At 69.0% G+C, this 15,533-nt stretch carries 18 protein-coding genes and 1 tRNA gene; 4 read left to right on the top strand and 15 right to left on the bottom strand.

Annotation, left to right across the window (positions count from 1 at the left end; all coding sequences use genetic code 11):
- Positions 1-158 precede the first annotated feature (158 nt).
- Positions 159-241, top strand: a tRNA-Tyr gene (locus QI554_RS12415).
- Between the two features lie 171 nt (positions 242-412).
- Here the strand turns inward: QI554_RS12415 and QI554_RS12410 are convergent.
- From QI554_RS12410 to QI554_RS12350, 13 genes are all read right to left on the bottom strand, one after another.
- Positions 413-1,783, bottom strand: a complete 1,371-nt coding sequence (locus tag QI554_RS12410) for a tyrosine-type recombinase/integrase (RefSeq protein WP_281469217.1) — start codon at positions 1,781-1,783, stop codon at positions 413-415.
- A 63-nt stretch (positions 1,784-1,846) separates the two neighbouring features.
- A complete protein-coding gene (locus tag QI554_RS12405) occupies positions 1,847-2,035 on the bottom strand; it encodes a helix-turn-helix transcriptional regulator (RefSeq protein WP_281469215.1) in 189 nt (62 codons plus the stop codon).
- Entirely contained in the window at positions 2,035-3,180 is a 1,146-nt protein-coding gene (locus tag QI554_RS12400) for an AAA family ATPase (protein ID WP_281469213.1), read from the bottom strand. The genes QI554_RS12405 and QI554_RS12400 overlap by 1 nt, the downstream gene beginning before the upstream one ends.
- On the bottom strand, positions 3,177-4,238 hold the full coding sequence (locus QI554_RS12395) for a bifunctional DNA primase/polymerase (RefSeq protein ID WP_281469211.1): 1,062 nt from the start codon (positions 4,236-4,238) through the stop codon (positions 3,177-3,179). The genes QI554_RS12400 and QI554_RS12395 overlap by 4 nt, the downstream gene beginning before the upstream one ends.
- Positions 4,239-4,331: 93 nt before the next feature.
- Complete coding sequence (gene ssb, locus QI554_RS12390) at positions 4,332-4,775, bottom strand: single-stranded DNA-binding protein (protein WP_281469210.1); 444 nt, start codon at positions 4,773-4,775, stop codon at positions 4,332-4,334.
- Between the two features lie 33 nt (positions 4,776-4,808).
- Positions 4,809-5,060, bottom strand: a complete 252-nt coding sequence (locus QI554_RS12385) for a hypothetical protein (RefSeq protein WP_281469208.1) — start codon at positions 5,058-5,060, stop codon at positions 4,809-4,811.
- Positions 5,061-5,155: 95 nt separating this feature from the next.
- Complete coding sequence (locus tag QI554_RS12380; RefSeq protein WP_281469207.1) at positions 5,156-5,425, bottom strand: hypothetical protein; 270 nt, start codon at positions 5,423-5,425, stop codon at positions 5,156-5,158.
- 44 nt (positions 5,426-5,469) lie between these two features.
- Positions 5,470-5,751 (bottom strand): hypothetical protein, encoded by a 282-nt coding sequence (locus QI554_RS12375; protein WP_281469205.1) that lies wholly within the window; start codon positions 5,749-5,751, stop codon positions 5,470-5,472.
- Positions 5,752-5,892: 141 nt separating this feature from the next.
- Positions 5,893-8,124 carry a P-loop NTPase family protein gene (locus QI554_RS12370; protein ID WP_281469203.1) on the bottom strand — a complete coding sequence of 744 codons (2,232 nt, stop codon included), beginning with the start codon at positions 8,122-8,124 and terminating at the stop codon, positions 5,893-5,895.
- A gap of 73 nt (positions 8,125-8,197) precedes the next feature.
- Positions 8,198-8,581, bottom strand: a complete 384-nt coding sequence (locus tag QI554_RS12365; RefSeq protein WP_281469201.1) for an RRQRL motif-containing zinc-binding protein — start codon at positions 8,579-8,581, stop codon at positions 8,198-8,200.
- Positions 8,578-9,282 (bottom strand): DNA cytosine methyltransferase, encoded by a 705-nt coding sequence (locus tag QI554_RS12360; protein WP_281469199.1) that lies wholly within the window; start codon positions 9,280-9,282, stop codon positions 8,578-8,580. Before QI554_RS12360 ends, QI554_RS12365 begins: the two co-directional genes overlap by 4 nt.
- Complete coding sequence (locus tag QI554_RS12355) at positions 9,279-10,631, bottom strand: hypothetical protein (protein WP_281469197.1); 1,353 nt, start codon at positions 10,629-10,631, stop codon at positions 9,279-9,281. Before QI554_RS12355 ends, QI554_RS12360 begins: the two co-directional genes overlap by 4 nt.
- Entirely contained in the window at positions 10,628-10,897 is a 270-nt protein-coding gene (locus tag QI554_RS12350) for a hypothetical protein (protein WP_281469195.1), read from the bottom strand. Before QI554_RS12350 ends, QI554_RS12355 begins: the two co-directional genes overlap by 4 nt.
- 468 nt (positions 10,898-11,365) lie before the next feature.
- On the opposite strand from QI554_RS12350, the gene QI554_RS12345 reads away from it, so the two are divergent.
- From QI554_RS12345 to QI554_RS12335, 3 genes are read left to right on the top strand one after another with little or no spacing between them, the layout of a single operon-like run.
- Positions 11,366-12,133 (top strand): GntR family transcriptional regulator, encoded by a 768-nt coding sequence (locus QI554_RS12345; protein WP_281469193.1) that lies wholly within the window; start codon positions 11,366-11,368, stop codon positions 12,131-12,133.
- A 12-nt stretch (positions 12,134-12,145) separates the two neighbouring features.
- A complete protein-coding gene (locus tag QI554_RS12340; protein ID WP_281469191.1) occupies positions 12,146-12,895 on the top strand; it encodes a protein phosphatase 2C domain-containing protein in 750 nt (249 codons plus the stop codon).
- The gene (locus QI554_RS12335) at positions 12,892-13,320 is read left to right on the top strand and encodes an NUDIX hydrolase (RefSeq protein ID WP_281469189.1); all 429 of its coding nucleotides are present in this window, start codon (positions 12,892-12,894) and stop codon (positions 13,318-13,320) included. Before QI554_RS12340 ends, QI554_RS12335 begins: the two co-directional genes overlap by 4 nt.
- A 162-nt stretch (positions 13,321-13,482) precedes the next feature.
- On the opposite strand, the gene QI554_RS12330 is transcribed toward QI554_RS12335, so the two are convergent.
- Positions 13,483-13,845, bottom strand: coding sequence for a hypothetical protein (locus QI554_RS12330; RefSeq protein WP_281469187.1), 363 nt, complete (start codon positions 13,843-13,845; stop codon positions 13,483-13,485).
- 246 nt (positions 13,846-14,091) lie between these two features.
- Positions 14,092-15,264, bottom strand: coding sequence for a Fic family protein (locus QI554_RS12325; RefSeq protein ID WP_281469185.1), 1,173 nt, complete (start codon positions 15,262-15,264; stop codon positions 14,092-14,094).
- Positions 15,265-15,533: the final 269 nt, after the last annotated feature.

Here is a 15,533-nt window from a genome sequence, read left to right as displayed (position 1 = left end):
CCACGACCCCGCACCACCGGACGCGCGACTCCCCAGCGTATCCACGCCGACCCGCCTCCCGCCCCCCACGCCACAGCCCACCCGAAATCAACCGAGTGGCGGAGCACCCCCGGACGTCCGCTATTGTTATCCCCGTCGCCGCCCAGCGGAGACATCCCGGCGGGTTGCCCGAGTGGCCAAAGGGAGCAGACTGTAAATCTGTCGGCTGATGCCTACGCAGGTTCGAACCCTGCACCCGCCACCCACGAAAAACAGCCCCTGACCAGCATGTTTGCGGTCAGGGGCTGTCTCGTTTGCTCACTCAGTCCGGTGCCTGAAATGCCGGGACTGTCTCACCTTGTCTCGGCGGAAATCCCGTGTTGTCCAGCGCGTGCGGCCTATCTGTGGACGCGGACGGACCGCGGATTGCCCGTCACTCCCACTCGCCGAACGCGTCGGTGATCCGCTTGTTCGCCGCGTCGGTCCCGCCGTCCATGCACTTGGCGTAGACCTTGAGCAACACGGCGATGCTGTGCCCCGCGCGCTTGGCGACTTCCGCCGGGTCTACCCCGGAGTTGAGCCACAGGGACACCCCGGCGTGTCGCAGGTCGTACGGGCGTGCGCCGAGTGGTGAGGCGACCTGTTGCGGCGTGAGAGCCGCCGCGCGCGCCTTGGCCCATACCTCGCCGTACCCGCTCTCCTGCACGATGCCGCCGCGCGCGGTGCGGAAGAGCCGCCCGTCCGGCGCGACGCCGTACCGGTAGACGTGCCAGCGCAGCATCGCGACCATCCCCGGAGGGATCGGTACCGGGCGTGTGACCTTCTTGGCGCGCCACTTGAGCGCGCGGACGTCGTGCGCCTTGCGGTTGTCGGTCCACGCGGATCCGACGCGCGGACGGGACCCATCCAGGCGCAGGACACCCCACCCATGCTTGGGCAGGTAGCAGTTCTCCACGCGCAGCCAGACCGCTTCCGCGGGCCGCATGGCGCCGTAGTACAGGCACCCGAAGAACGCTTCGAGGTGCTCGCCGCGCTTGCTCTGCGCCCGGACGGCATCCAGAAGCACCCGCGCCTGCCGGGGGTTGACCACGGCGGCCGGCTCCACTTCCGTCGCCGTGTCAGGCGCCTTCCACTGCACCGCGTGCAGCGGATTCGACTTCAGTCGCGACATCTCCACTGCGTATCCAAGGGAGTTGTGGAAGATGGCGCGCTTACGCCGGACCGTGGACGCGGACGCGTCCGTCCCATCCAGGCGAAGCGTGAACGCGGTCAGGGCCTTCCGGATGATCGGGGCGTCATCCAGCGCGCTCATCGGCAGTGAATGCGCTTCCACCCACGTGAGCGCGTTGGCGATGTCCTCGGGCGGTTCCTCCTCCCATCGGTTGACGTTGAACGCCCACCCGTACAGCGCGCGCCGTAGGAGCGCCTTGTCCGGCATGCCGCGACGGTCCTTGACCAGCACGGGCGTTGCCGTGGCGAGCGCATCGGCGAGCGTGGTCCGCGTCTTCGCCGGCGCCGTCGGCCACTTCATCTCGATGTACTCGCGCGCGTGGACGTACCACGCCACGTCATCGCGGATGCGGATCTCGGACATCGGCAGACCAGTCACGGCGTCGAACGGCTCACCCCCGTGCAGCGCGCGCAGCAACTCGGCGCGGCGGCCATCGGCGAGAGTCTTCGTCCGGAACGTCTCGGAGAACGCGGTACCGGCGACCTTCCAACGGACTTCGGCCGACGTGCGGCCGGTCTTCCCCTTGCGCACACGGATCTCCCAGATCCGCACGTCAAAGCTCGGCTTGGGCATGACTTCCTTTCCAGGGCATGCGAAGGGCCCGTGCGCGGATGCACACGGGCCCAAGCGGCTCGCTTACGCGGTCTCTTCGAGTCCGTCCCACCACCGGTCCATCTCCGCGCGGCGCACGCGGAGATGACCGTTCGGCATCTTGATGAGCGTCGGAGCCTGACCACGTGCACGCATCCGGTAGAACGCGGCCCGGGAGACGCCCATCTCCTTCAGTACGGCCCGCAGCGGGAGCTTCTCGTCCGGGTTGCTCATCAGTTGCTTCCCCCGTTCGTTGTGGCAGACCGGACACTGCCGATGTTGAGCTGTCCGGGCCGTTCGTGCTGGTCAATGGCCGTGTCCGGACAGTCGGACACGGCGGACACCTGGGACACGCCCTGCTCGGCGGAGTCCGCGTAGCACCGGCCGGAGCCGTCCCGCCGGATCTGACCGTCGATCGCCATTCGGGTGCAGGTCTTCCGCACGGTGTCCGGATCGAGGTGCGGGAGCGTGCTCGCGATGTCCTTCGGCCGCACGCCAGGGTTGTCCCGGACATGCCGCAGGATCGCGGTGCGGGTGTCGCCCATGGTGTGCTCGTCGGCACGCCCGTGGAGCAACTTCCATGACCCGGTTTCGGCTTGCAGGGTCAGGGCGTACTCGGACTCGTCGACGTCGCGGCCGGTGACGTGCAGCACGCCGTCTGCCTGCCCGCGTCCGCGGCGCAGGACGAGCGTTGCGTCTGCGGCGCCCGCAAGGCCGTTGGTGCCGGAGACCTCCGCGAGGAAGTCATCCGAGCCCGCCTTGCGGACGTGGTGGACGAGCACGACAGCGATGGCGTGGTCGTCGGCGAGCCGCTTGGCGTGGCCCACTGCGGCGTAGTCCGCGTCGTACGCGGACGCTCCGGGCGGAGCGTTGCCGCGGACCTTGGCGAACACGTCGATGACGACCATGCGCGCGTCGGGGTGCCGCGCGAGCCAATCCGCGATGGCCTTTGTCCCGCCTTCAGGCAGCGGCGGGCATTGCGTCGCGAGGGTCAGCCCGGGTGGCGCCGAACGGCCTTGCAGGAGCTTGCCCATGCGCGTCTTGAGCCGCCGGGGCGTGTCCTCCAGAGCGAGGTAGAGCACCGGTCCGCCATCCACGGGGATGGACTCGAACGCGACTCCGCCGGCCGCGACGGACAGCCCGAGTCCGAGCGACATCCAGGACTTGCCGACCTTGGGCGGGCCACATAGGAGGTTGACGCCCTCGGACAGGATGCCCGGTACCGCCCATCGCGGTTCGGGGAAGTCCATGGCCATCAGCTCGTCGGCGGTCCACGCGGTGCGCCGCCCCGGCGCGGCCGGCGCTCCGTCCACAGGCTGTGGATCGGCGGGGACCGCGTGCAGGTGCTCGGCGAGCGCGGGGCGCGGCGCGGTGCTCATGCCGCCACCGACCGCGGGCGCTTCGCCCCGGCCTTGAGCCCGGAGCGGATCGTCCGTTCCGCTTCCCGTGAGCCTTGACCGACCTGCGCCGCGGCGTTCGCGAGCGCGGTCATGGCCTGCTGCTCGGCGAGCGCGCCGCCGGCGACGAGCTGTCCGAGCGCGCACGCCGAGCGGTACAGCGCGGTGTTGTGCTCGTCGTCGCCGGACTTGAGTACGTACCCGACTTGGGCGTTGACCGCGGCGTTGACGTACGCGCCACGCCGGTCGTTCGGCAGGGTCAGGACGACGGGCTTCTGCGGCGGGAGCGGCTTGGGCAGCAGCAGTTCGGCGAGCCACGCCGGAAGCGGCGCGGGTGCCGGGTCGCAGTCGGGAACCACCGTGTACGGCGTGCGGTCCACGGTGCTGCCCGCGGCGACGACGTACCCGCCGTGGGCTCGGGTGTCGACCTTCCACCCGAGCGAGCCGCACGTGTTCCGCAGCTCGGCCCCGGCGGGCGCCGCGAAGTACAGGTGCGTTCCCCTGCTCGGCGTCGACACGGTGAAGGTGCCGTGCGGGTATGCCGCCTGGTGCTCGTCGGCGATGACCGCGAGCACATCCGCCCCGCACGCGACGTTGCGACTCGACCACGGTTCCTTCGGCTCTTCGCCGTTCTTGGGCACGTCCAGGTCCACCACGACCAGCCCGCTCGGGCCGGTGGCGATCCCGACGTTGTACGCGGCGTGGTCCCAGCACCGATCGATACGAGCCCGGTTCGTGGTCGCGCGGTTCTCCCAGTCCGAGACCGCCGGGCGCTTCTGGCCGGGGACGAGCGGGAAGACGTGCCACCCGCGGGCGGCGTAGACGAGCGCGGCCGACTTGAGCGGGTTCGGGTCGGGCGCGTAGTGCCCGCCACGCGGCGCGTGGTTGGGGCAGAAGTGCCCGTTCGTGAAGCGGCGCAGCCCCACCGTCTGGGGGCAGGGATGGCCGGTCCATCGCGAGCACACCGGGCCCGTGAGGTTCTGCGGAACGGGCGTACCGCCACGCTCCGCCACGGGACGCATGAGCGAGCCATGGGTCATGCTGGAGGTCTCCTGTCTGCCCTGTGAGGGGCGGTGAGAGACCCGGGGCACCCGGCGGTTCTTGGCGGAAGTGGCGGGTGCCCCGGGGCGCGGCTAGAACGGCGGTTCGTCCTGCGCGGGCGGCTCGCTGGACCACTGGTCGCGCGCCGGTCCGGACGCGCGGGAGCGGGTGGCCTTACTGACGCTCGCGGTGGCCCACGTCAGGGAAGGGCCGATGTCCTCCAGGTCGAGCACGACGCGGGACCGCGGCTCGCCGGTCTCCTTGTCGTCCCACCTCTGGGTGGTCACGGTGCCGGTGGCGATGACGCGGGCCCCTTTGCGCAGCGACTCCGCGGCGTTCTCCGCGAGCCCGCGCCACAGGGTGCACTCCCAGTAGGTGGTCTCTCCGTCGGTCCACTCGCCCGCGTTCTTGTCGAAGCGGCGCGGGGTGACCGCGATGGCGAGCCGGGTCCGGGCCACGCCGGACGTGGTGTACGCCATCTCGGGATCGCGGGTGAGGTTCCCGGTGATGGTCAGGTAGGTGGCGTTGTTGGCCACGGCCTTGCTCCTCTCACAGGTGAAGTGCAGGGGTTAGAAGCGGGACTGGTGGCTCAGCCACGGGTCGCCGACCGGGCCCGTGGTGCGGCGGCGCAGCGGGCGGTAGCGGATACGGAGCGACGGGCCGTCGCTGCAGGGGCACGCGGCGAACTCCGGTTCGTCCGGGAGGATGCCGCCCACGAACCACCCCCCGTCGCCGTTGCAGTGGCGGCACTTCGGGTCGGCGCCGCGCTCGATGTGCAGCGCGCCGTGCTCGCGGTAGATGAACCAGCGTCGGATGCGCATGGGGTGTGCCTCCCGAGTGGGAGACCGGTCCGTCCGGTCGTCCCCCGCGGTCCCGGGGCACGTGGGGTGCTCCGGGGCCACGGCGGGCGGCCGGGTCAGGACAGGGCGTTGGTGAACCCGTCGACGATGCTGGTGAACATCGCGTGCGTGGACGTCGACAGCGATCCGGCGAACTGCGTGCCGGACAGGCCGACGCCGGCGATGAACAGCAGGAACCCGGCGAGCCTGGGGGCCTTGCCGTTCGCGAGCAGGACCGCGGCGAGGATGATGCAGATGACCGGCATGGCGAGGGTGACCGTGCCGCCGGTGGTTCCGGCGGGCGTGGTTCCGTCGCCCGCGGCGAGGGTGTAGAAGTCGGTTCCCATGGCAGTCTCCTGATGCTTTGTCAGGGTGGTGCTCGGGTGGGTGGTCAGCGGGTGCCGTCGTGGTGCAGGCGGCGGCCGGCGTTGTGGATGCGGCGGCCGATCCGGAGCCGGGCGCCGGTGCCCTTGCAGCGGCGGCACGGCTTGCGGATGCGGCGCTTGGGCTTGTGGTTCGGGTTGGTCCGGGCCTGCCTGCGGTCCCACCACGAGACGTGGTTGCCGGTGCCGTCGCAGAACCGGCACGCCGTGAACGGGCTGAGCCAGCACAACAGTGCGTAACCGGCGGGCAGGGCGAGGACGAGCAGGCTAGCGAGCGCGTTAGGGGTCATCAGGGGCCTCCGGAGGGCGTTTTCGCTGGTTCCGGGCATGGCGGTGCTAGGGACTAGTGCGCTGATCAGCGCGGGAATGGGTTGCTAGCAAGGCTGCTAGGTCTAGCAAGGGATGCTGCTAGACCTAGCAGCCACCTCCGGTCAGTCCGAGCGGCGCCGAGCGTCACGCTTCGTGATGGCCGCGGCGATGTGCTCGCGCTCGATCCCGCGCCGGTTCGCACCCTTGCCGGTGGTCTCGTCGGTGCCCCAGACCTGATCGACCGCCACACCGTGCGGCTTGAGCGCCGCGGTGAGTTGCGCGGACTTGGCCTTGGTCCCGAGCGTGGCCCACGGGCCGTAGGCGTCCGGCCGCAGCTCGGCGAGCCGGTCCACCACGGTCTCGTTCCACACCCGTTCCTCGGACGCGGGGACGACCGCGAGCACGTCCGCGAGCAGGTCATGCGCGGGCGTCTGCTCGGTACCGGTGGTCTCGCCGGCGGCGTAGCCGGACAGGGTGCCCGCGGCGATCCGCGCGGCGCGGGCGCGCTCGCAGATCCGGTCCGCGGTAGGTCCGTCGATGTAGAACGAGCGGACGATCTCGGCGTCCGTGGCGTGCCCGACGAGGTACCCGATCCCGGTGTCCGCGCGGGTGAACGTCGTGGCACGCAGGCCGTTCTTGTACGACGAGGTGCCCAGCACCATGTCGTTCTCGGTCTGACCCATCACCCGCAGACAGAAGCGGATGCCCACGTTCGCGGAGACGCCGGTGGGCATGGAGTCCTTGTCCGGGCGCTGCGTCGCCAGCAGCAGGATGACGCCGAGCGCGGGACCGCGCTTGATGATGCCGGTGCACAGGTCGGCCGCTTCCGCCCCGAACTTCGGGTGCGAGAACAGCTCTTGGCACTCGTCGATCGCCACGACGAGCGGGTGCAGCCGCAGCGACTTCTTCGCGGACAGCTCCGGGGTGACCTTGTTCTCCGGGCAGACGTCCCGGGGCAGGCCCCGGATCACCTTCGCGCGGCGCTCCAGGTCGCCGTAGACGTACCGGAGCATGTCCATGCAGCCGGCAAGGGTCTCGTCGTCCGGGCCCGAGCCGTAGGTGTGCGACACCCGGCCCGGGGCCTCAAGGTCGCCGGTGCCCTTCAGCTCCCAGGTGTGCAGCTCGGCGAGCACGTCCAGCGCCACCGCGAGCATCGCCACGCGCAGCGAGAACGTCTTGCCGAACCTGGGCATGGCGCCGATCAGCATGTTCGCGAACATCAGCGTGAACGCGACCGTGCGCCCGCGCTGGTCGGTGCCGAACGGGATCGGCTTGAACAGCGACGCGGTACCGGACTTCGCCAGCGGCCACTCGGGCTGCTTGAGCTGGTTCATGTCCTGGTCGCCAACCCAGATGACCAGCCGTCCGGTGTGCTGCGTGTGGACGGGCTCGGGCCACACGCAGCCCATCGGCCGGCGCAGACCGGATGCGAGCCGGTCCCGCCGCTCGATGATGTCCACTGCCGTGACGCCGTACGGCAGGTCGACATCCGCGCGCCATCCGGGGCCGTCGCGGGTGATCGGGGCGACGAACGCCCGCGGCCCCCACCCCTTGGTCACGGCCTTGTTGATCTCGGCGATCCCGAGCGCGCCGAGTGCCCGCAGCACGATGTGGCTGGTGAGCTTCTGGACCTGCGGCTTGACCACCGCGGGGCCGATGAGCGGCCGGTCCTGCGGGGCGCCGAACCACCCGAGACCGCCGACGATCCCGGCGAGCGCGAGCAGCGTGCCCCACGTCGGCCCGGCCACGATGAGCGCGGTCAACAGCACGGCGGTGCCGAGCATCGCCGCGAGCAGGATCGTCAGCCGCAACCGCACCTTGCCGTCGCGGTGCTTGGCGAGCCGCAGGTACTCGGCGGCGTCGTTGTGCGCAATGGCGTTCGCCCGGATCGGACGGGAGTCCGCATCCGACACCCACCGGAACGCACCGCCGACCAGCCGCGCCGCGCCGAGCGGCGAGCGGATGGCGAGCGTCCCGGCGTAGACCGGCGTGCGCACCGCGTGGAACGCGAACACGTGCATGAAGTGGTCCAGGGTCCAGCGCGCCCGCTCGCGCAACTCGTCCTGCGAGAGCAGCCATGCCGGCAGCACCTCGCGCCGTTCGCCGCTGGCGATGGCCTGCTGCCACGACGGGCGGGCCAGCGCGGGACCATCTACAGGAACCGTGGTCTCCTGCTCGCCCTCGTCGCCGGTGTCCGGCTCCGTCTCGGGCTCGGCGGTGTCCGCCGGGTCCGTGTTGGCCGGTTCGGCGGGCGGGCGCTCCTTGCGGAGGGGGATGACCTCCGCGGTCGGCTCCTCGATCTCGGCAGGGGTGTTGTCCTGCGAGTCGGGGCCGAACAGGTCGGTGTGCGTCATGCTGGGGGTTCTCCAATCACAGGTTGGGGAGCGGCCCCGGCGTGCTGTCCAGGCGTTGGCCGGGGCCGCGCGACTATGCGGCGGCGCTGTACGAGTCGGAGGAGTCCGCGCACGGCACGCACATGCCGAGCCGGACGGAGATGACGTAACCGCGGTCGGTGCGGCACATCGGGCAGGTGCGGCGTGCGAGCATCGCCGCGGCGAGCGCGCGGCGCTTCGGCTCGGTCATCGGCCGAACCGGCAGCGCGCGGTCGGTGAGGTACAGGAACGCGACACGGACACCGCGGCGCGTCTGCCACATGACCTGTGCGGCAGGCTCCTGACCACCGGGCCGCAGGTCCGACGAGCGGAGTTGACGACGGGTCGCCAGTCCCTCAGGGGCCAACTGCCACGGGTAGGTGGGGAGTCCGTACCGCGCGCCGGTCGGGTCCCAGAAGCGGCGGCGGAACCGGGTCATGCCGCCTGCTCGGCACCGGCCGTGCCGGTGACCGCGGCGAGCAGGCGATCCCCGATCCACTGCCCGTACGCCGGGGGGATCGCCTCGGCGAGTTCGCGGCGCTGGTCGGTCCAGTCGATGCCCATGGCGTGCTGCCACTCGGCGACCGTGCCCTTGCCGCCACCGTCGCCGTACACGGCGTAGTAGACGGCACCGTCTTCGGGGCCGAAGTACTCGCCGTGCCGCCACCCGATGGTGCGCCCGCGGTGGGCGACGTGCGCCGGTTTGGCGGTGCTCCAGAAGCCGAGTTCGAAGTACCGGTGACGGGTCACCAGCAACCCGAACATCTCGCCGCACAAGGTGACGTCGCGGCGGATCCCGGACCCGGGGACGTTCTCCATCGCGTACGGAACGCCGAGCCCGTCCAGGACGACCCGGGTCGGGCCGATCAGGTCCGGGTGGTCGCGCCACCGGTTGGTGCCCCGGTTGAGCGTGCACCGGAACTGGCACGGCGGAGACGCGTGGATCGCGTCGAAGAGGTGCCCGTACTCGGCGGCGTACTCGATCGCGTCCGCCCGTACGAACACGTCACCCGCGTACCGCGGTTGCGGACGGATGTCCACGCCGGTCACGTGCCATCCGGCGCGCTGGTAGCCGCGGGCCGCGCCGCCAGCGCAGCAGAACAGGTCCAACAGCCGCGGCCGGTCCGGTCGGGCGGTCATGCCGCCTCACCTTCGGAGTCCTCCGGCGCGGCGGAGTCGGCGCGCTCGGCGCGCAGCGTGTCCCGCAGCGTCCGAGCCGACTCCGCTGATGTGCGCACCGACTTGCGGATGCGGTCGGCGGTCAGGTGCCCGATCGGCCACCCGGCGGTGATCCGACGCGCGTCCGCGAGCAGTTCGTCCGCGGTGCGCTTCGGCGCGGCCGACTTCGCGGCCGGCGGCACCGGACCGGTCGGGCGACGCCGCGCGCCAGTCGGCCGACTCGCGTTTGCGAGGGTTTGTGGAGATTCGCCGGAAACGCGCTGTTCAGGCCCCGACTGTTCGGCCGACTCGTCCGCCGACTCGGGAACGCCGATCAGCTCTTCAATCGGGTACGACGCATCGAACGCGACCACGACCGCGTCACGCACGGCGCGCTGCGAGTCGGCGACCGTTCCGCCGGGCGCCATGTCCGGGAGCGACGCGGACAGCGTCTGAAGCGAGTTGAGTCCGATCGCGCACGGGTTCGCCACGGGCGCCTTGTCGAGGAGTTCGGCGATCCCGGCCACGGCCTTGTGGTGCTGTTTGAGCGTCCGGTGGGTCACGCCGGGGTCGGCCCCGTGGACCGACCGCCACGCGATGACCCACGCCGCGTCCTCGTCCATCCCGGGGACCGCGGCGATCAGGTCGCGGGTGCGCCGCGCCACCTTGCGGAACCGTGCCTTGCGGTAGATCTCGGCGCGGATCTGCGCGCCGGACTTCCCGCCGGCGGTGTGGGTGCGCGAGTGCGCGTACGCCTCCCACAGCAAAACGCCGAGCAGGCTCGCCATGCCGAGCACCGCGGCGAGCGCGGGGCTCTTGGCCCACGTGTGCACCACGTTCAAGGTCGCGGCGAACAGCGCCGAGCCCCACGTGATCGCCCGGTACATGCCCGCCGGACGCTGCTCCTCGATCGCCTTGGAGGCCATCGCCGCGCCCGCCCACGCCGCACCTTCGGTCATCGCGGTGACCAGCACCGCGAGCACCGGGTGCATGCCCATCGCGAGGTAGAACCCCATCTGCGCCGGCCACGCGGTGCCCACGGACGCCGTCATGACGCCGGTCACGAGCGTGAAGTCCCGACGCCCGCGCACCATCGCGAGCGACGCGGACCAGCGGGCTCGCCGCGCCGCGCGCTGCTCGGCCTTGTCGCGGCCGGTCTCCGCGCGGATGTCGCGCTCCTGCTGCCGGCGGATCGCCGCGACGCGCGCCGCCATCTCCGCCTGCACCACGGACGCCGCCGCGGTTTTCTCCGACGCTTCGGCGTTCGCCGCGGCGATCCGCGCCCGGTCCATCTTGGCGCCGGCGCGCAGCGTGTAGATGGTCTCCGTCACGCCGCCCACCGCCCCGGGGCGGTGCGTCGCGCCGGCAGGTCGATGACCTCCGCCGACTCGTCCAACAGGCCCGCCGCGTACGCGGCGAGCTCGGGGTCCTCGCGCCGCAGGTCGGCGAGCACATCCCTCGCGGCATCCAGCCGCGCGGTGCGCTCGCTCGCACTCTCCCCCTCGACACCGGTGAACAATTCCGGGTCGATGCCCAACGCCAGCTCGGCGAACTCGGAATCCGAGAACACCGTGTGTCCGGCGACAATGGTTCGCACGGTCGTACTCCTCTCACGTAGGAGCGACCCACGGGGCGACCGCCGTCCGGCCAAGGTGTCGGCGGTCGCCCCGGCACACGATGCGTGTGCCTCGTCTTGCGATCTGACGAGTGGTCATGGCCCCGGACGCACCCGCATTTACTGCGGTCGCCCGGGACTATGAGCACTGGTTCAGGTGTCCCCTTCGGCAGCGCGCTGCCGGTTCAGGCTGGGGACGTGAGGCGGGGTTGCCGCCGCCTCGTGCCATCCGGCTGCCCAGGGGTCCGGTGCCCTCGACCCGATCTGTCCCGGGTCCCTTGACTCGCTGAAGCGAGCCCATTCGTCGCGCAAACGTGCAGGTCAAGCTCTTGCGACGGACGACAAGTCCGCTACGTCACTGCCTCACTAGTGAGGTAGTGACGTCACCGTAGCGCGACAAGTCAAGCCACCGCAATACCTCACTAGTGAAGTAGGCATACGATGGCTGTCATGGGTATCGATCCGACCGATCCGCGACCGCCATCACGCCAGATCGCTGACGAGCTGCGAGAGCAGATCGTCAGCGGAGAGCTTGAGCCAGGACAGCCGTTGCCGTCCGAGAGTGTGCTGGTCAGCACCTATGGCACGTCGCCCACGACGGCCCGGCAGGCCGTTCGTCTCCTCAAGCAGGAGGGGCTAGTCGTGTCCGAACCCGGCCGCGGCGTCTTCGTCAAGAAGCAACCACCCACGATCCACATGGGCTCTCATCGTTTCTCGCGCAGGACGCGAGAGGAGGGCAAGGCTGCCTTTGAGGCGGAGATAGAGGCACAGGGCCGCAAGTGGGGCCAAGAGATCCTGGAACTCGCCGACGTTCCCGCGCCTGCCTGGGTCGCCAAGTGGTTCGGCATCGAACCGGGTACCCCGGTGTTCGTACGGCGCCGGCGCAACTGGGTCGACGACGATCCCACCCAAATCGCGGACAGCTACTATCGCCAGGAGACGGTTGCCGGAACCGCCATCCGCACGGAGAACACCGGCCCCGGCGGGAGCTACGCGCGGCTGGAAGAGCAGGGCCACCGGCTGGAGCGGTTCCGCGAGGAAATCGCGATCCGCATGCCGTCGCCGGCGGAAACCAAGTCGCTGCGGCTTTCCCCCGGAATCCCCGTCGCAGAGCTGCGGCGTATCGCGTTCACCGCAGACGGCCCGGTGGAAGTTCTCACATCGGTGGTCGCCGGAGACCGACACGTGTTCTGTTACGAGTTCCCCGCACCCGAGTAGACAGGAAGACCCTTGCAGGTCACCTACATCAGCGATCCGACACCCGGCGGAGTGAACGACGATTTCGTGATCGCGGGGGAGCGATTCGTCGTCGTCCTTGACGGGGCAACGCAGCTCAGTGCCTCCGGCTGCATTCATGGCGTGCCGTGGCTGGTCGCAAGGCTCGGCACGCAGCTCGCGACGAGCCTTGCGACGGAGCCGGACACGTCCCTCACCGCGATTCTCGGGGGCGCCATCGATCGCGTTTGCGCGATGCACGCGGACACCTGCGACCTGTCCAACCCGGACAGCCCTTCTAGCACGGTGGCACTGTTGCGGCACAGCGGCGAAACGGTGGACTACCTCATCCTGTGCGACTCGCCCATGGCCATCGAAACGACGGACGGGAAGGTGCAGGCCGTCACAGACGACGCCACGTCCTACCTTCCGGGCTACAAGCCGGATGACCTGCGACTTACGCGCAATCAGCCCGGGGGGTTCTGGGTGGCAAGTACCAAGCCCGAAGCGGCAGAGCACGCGGTCATTGGCTCGGTTCCCGCGGCAGAAGTGCGACGCGTGGCGTTGATGACTGACGGCATGTCCCGGCTTGTTGAGCGGTACGGCTGGTCCTGGTCCCGCCTCATGGACGTAGTCGAGAACGACGGCGCTGCGGCGGCCGTCCGAGCAGTGCGCGACGCTGAACGCGATACGACCCCAGGAACGTTTCGCGGCAAGCAGTACGACGACGCCACGATCGTCCTTTGCCGGGAGTTCGGGTCGTGACGGACCCCGCCCGGCACTCAGTCAGCGTCGCCGGTGTCGTCGTTGACGACGCCGGACGCTGCCTGCTCACGCGGCGACGGGACAACGGCAATTGGGAAGCTCCCGGCGGCGTACTCGAAGTGAACGAGACCATCACGGACGGGCTGCGGCGCGAGCTGCGCGAGGAAACCGGTCTCGAAGTTGAGCCCGTCAGCCTGACCGGCGTCTACAAGAACATGCGGATTGGTGTCGTCGCGCTGGTGTTTCGGTGCCGTGCGGTCGGCGGAGTACTGACGCCGAACAGCGAGGTCACCGAATTCCGGTGGGCCCACCGCGGCGAACTCGGCGACCTGATGGCAGAGGCGTACCGAGTACGTGTCACGGACGCGCTTGAGGAGGAAAGCACCCCCGCCATCCGCTCTCACGACGGGCGGGCCCTGCTCTGAGTCCCTGTGAGCGGGGGGACTGAAACATGGGGGCATGTCCTGGCTGTCCGGGGTGTCCGGCTGTCCGGCTGTGTCCCTGACCAGCGGAAACGCGGCGGACAGCTTGCCGGACAGCACCCCAATGTTTCAGTCCTCTCCCCGTGTACCTGTGGTCCCGCGGTTCTAACTCGTAGCTTCCTGGGCCGCGCGCAGGACTTCGATGGTGGCCTCTAGGTCTGGCTTCACGCCGTCGGCCTCTGAGTACTCATCCGCGCCATGCGGCAGGGGCTCGATGTAATCGCGAACGAGCATGAGCATCGACGCCAGCGTCCCGCCGTCAGCTACGTGAATGCGGCCTGACTGGGTCAAGGCGTCCACATGCTCTGCGATGAGCAACACGGCTTCAAGGGCGTCCTGCTGGGACACAACATTGCGGGGCGCGCCAGGCGGCGGGGTAGCCCCCTGGGCCCGGTAGACCATCAATGTCTGCATCATGCCGTAGAGGCGTTTCTGAGCGGGATCCAGTCCCTCAAAGCGTCCGGTCATGGGAATCAGCGGACCATCAATCTGTAGGTAAGCCTCGCCGACACGCGATGGGCTACCCGAGCAACTGAAGCGTTCGTTCGCGCCGTTGCGCGCCCCCTGGCTTGGTCATGCCGCCGCGTATGCCAGGCGTTCGGGACAAACGCAGGACAGCGACCGGGCGCCATCACTCCGCGCGGCGATGATGCAGGTCAGGGGGAGCCTCCCCGATGTTTCATTTCACAGTGTGACGTCCCCTCGACGCTGCTCCTAAGAATTGATGATGAAGATCACTGTCGGGCATGCAAAGAGCCTGTTCTTTGGGCGTCCGGTGATCTCCTGCAAATAGCCCATGCTGACCAACTTTGCTACGGCTTGGTTGGTTGTTTCAAAGGTCTTTCCGGTTAGCTTCGTGGCCGTCTGTACGTCAATAACCGGGAAGCCGATCAGGTTCTCGGCGATCTGAATTGCGGCGCCCTTGTAGCCCGACGAGCGAAGTTTCGCAAGCATTTCGTCTCGAAATTGAATAAGGAGTGCAATTTTCCTTACTCCTGCTCGGGCCTGAATGCTGATTGCCCTTGAAAAGAACGTGATCCAGTCGTTGAAATCTCCAGATTTCGTCACCCTGAGGAGTCCGTCTTGATATTCATCTCGATTTTCCTCAAGCCACGGTGCGATGCTGAGAATCGGTAGCCTGAGGACGTTCGATTGAATCAACTGGAGCAGCGCGATGAGGCGCCCGAGGCGCCCGTTTCCATCGGCATATGGATGCATGGTCTCGAACTGATAATGAGCCAGGGCGGCCTTAATTACTGCCGGAATGTTGTCCTGCGCATTAACCCACTTCTCCCAGTCGCTGAAAAGCTCTTCGAGGCCGGGGCCCGGAGGCGGGGGAACAAAGCGCGATTCCTCAATGGGTCTGTGCTTGGGGCCGATGCATACTTGGCGTCGTCTGATGTCGCCGGCGTCGTAGGTTTCGCCGGGGGTGCCCCGCACGATGGTGTGCTGTAGGGTCCCGAGCATTCGGCGGCTAATCGGGTACTTATGCAGTAGGTCCATCGCCTGTTCAGTGGCGCGAACGTAGTTGTGGACTTCGCGCTGTTCTGCAGACTGGCGACTCTCGTCAATGAAATCTGCCTCTAGCACCTCGTCGAACGTGGCGTATGTACCTTCGAGCGCTGAAGTGCTCACGGCCTCGCGCCTGACGATTGGACGGACCAGGATCTCGGCGTTCGGCAATTGAGTGGCAGCCTGATCAAGCCGCGCGACTTCCATTCCCGCTTCCGTGGCCGCGTGGATCGCGCTCAGGTTAAGGGGTGGTTCGGACGGGAGAGGCGTGGGAACGAAGGCCCAGTACTGCCAGTCGCGACCAGTTGAGGGGTCTACTCCGCTGATCGGCTCCAGCCGGCCAACTGGAGAGCTCCGGAGGGCTTCAACGTCCATGCGCGGAGTGTACAGAGTCTCTACAGATCGTCTTCAGGTGAAGGGGGGTGGGGCCTGAACAAGTGCGAGGTTGTTCAGGTTGCCCTGCATGTTTCGGCGGCTGTTCAGGTGAAGGGGGGTGGGGCCTGAACAAGTGCGAGGTTGTTCAGGTTGCCCTGCATGTTTCGGCGGCTGTTCAGGTGAAGGGGGGTGGGGCCTGAGCGGGCGCTTGCCAGGATCGTTGCTGTCCAGATGGCGCCCGCCTCAGAGGTCTCCGGGGGGTCTCCACG

The organism is Yinghuangia seranimata (assembly GCF_029953285.1).
Classification (GTDB): domain Bacteria; phylum Actinomycetota; class Actinomycetes; order Streptomycetales; family Streptomycetaceae; genus Yinghuangia; species Yinghuangia seranimata.
Note: the sequence above shows the minus strand (reverse complement) of the source record. Positions and strands in the feature narration are given on the sequence as shown.

Coding starts and splice junctions, on each gene's coding strand:
- QI554_RS12385 (WP_281469208.1), bottom strand. CDS start 5,060: ATGCGCATCCGACGCTGGTTCATCTACCGCGAGCACGGCGCGCTGCAC.
- QI554_RS12395 (WP_281469211.1), bottom strand. CDS start 4,238: ATGACCCATGGCTCGCTCATGCGTCCCGTGGCGGAGCGTGGCGGTACG.
- QI554_RS12360 (WP_281469199.1), bottom strand. CDS start 9,282: ATGACCGCCCGACCGGACCGGCCGCGGCTGTTGGACCTGTTCTGCTGC.
- QI554_RS12365 (WP_281469201.1), bottom strand. CDS start 8,581: ATGACCCGGTTCCGCCGCCGCTTCTGGGACCCGACCGGCGCGCGGTAC.
- QI554_RS12375 (WP_281469205.1), bottom strand. CDS start 5,751: ATGACCCCTAACGCGCTCGCTAGCCTGCTCGTCCTCGCCCTGCCCGCC.
- QI554_RS12370 (WP_281469203.1), bottom strand. CDS start 8,124: ATGACGCACACCGACCTGTTCGGCCCCGACTCGCAGGACAACACCCCT.
- QI554_RS12400 (WP_281469213.1), bottom strand. CDS start 3,180: ATGAGCACCGCGCCGCGCCCCGCGCTCGCCGAGCACCTGCACGCGGTC.
- QI554_RS12405 (WP_281469215.1), bottom strand. CDS start 2,035: ATGAGCAACCCGGACGAGAAGCTCCCGCTGCGGGCCGTACTGAAGGAG.
- QI554_RS12345 (WP_281469193.1), top strand. CDS start 11,366: ATGGGTATCGATCCGACCGATCCGCGACCGCCATCACGCCAGATCGCT.
- QI554_RS12380 (WP_281469207.1), bottom strand. CDS start 5,425: ATGGGAACCGACTTCTACACCCTCGCCGCGGGCGACGGAACCACGCCC.
- QI554_RS12325 (WP_281469185.1), bottom strand. CDS start 15,264: ATGGACGTTGAAGCCCTCCGGAGCTCTCCAGTTGGCCGGCTGGAGCCG.
- QI554_RS12410 (WP_281469217.1), bottom strand. CDS start 1,783: ATGCCCAAGCCGAGCTTTGACGTGCGGATCTGGGAGATCCGTGTGCGC.
- QI554_RS12330 (WP_281469187.1), bottom strand. CDS start 13,845: ATGACCGGACGCTTTGAGGGACTGGATCCCGCTCAGAAACGCCTCTAC.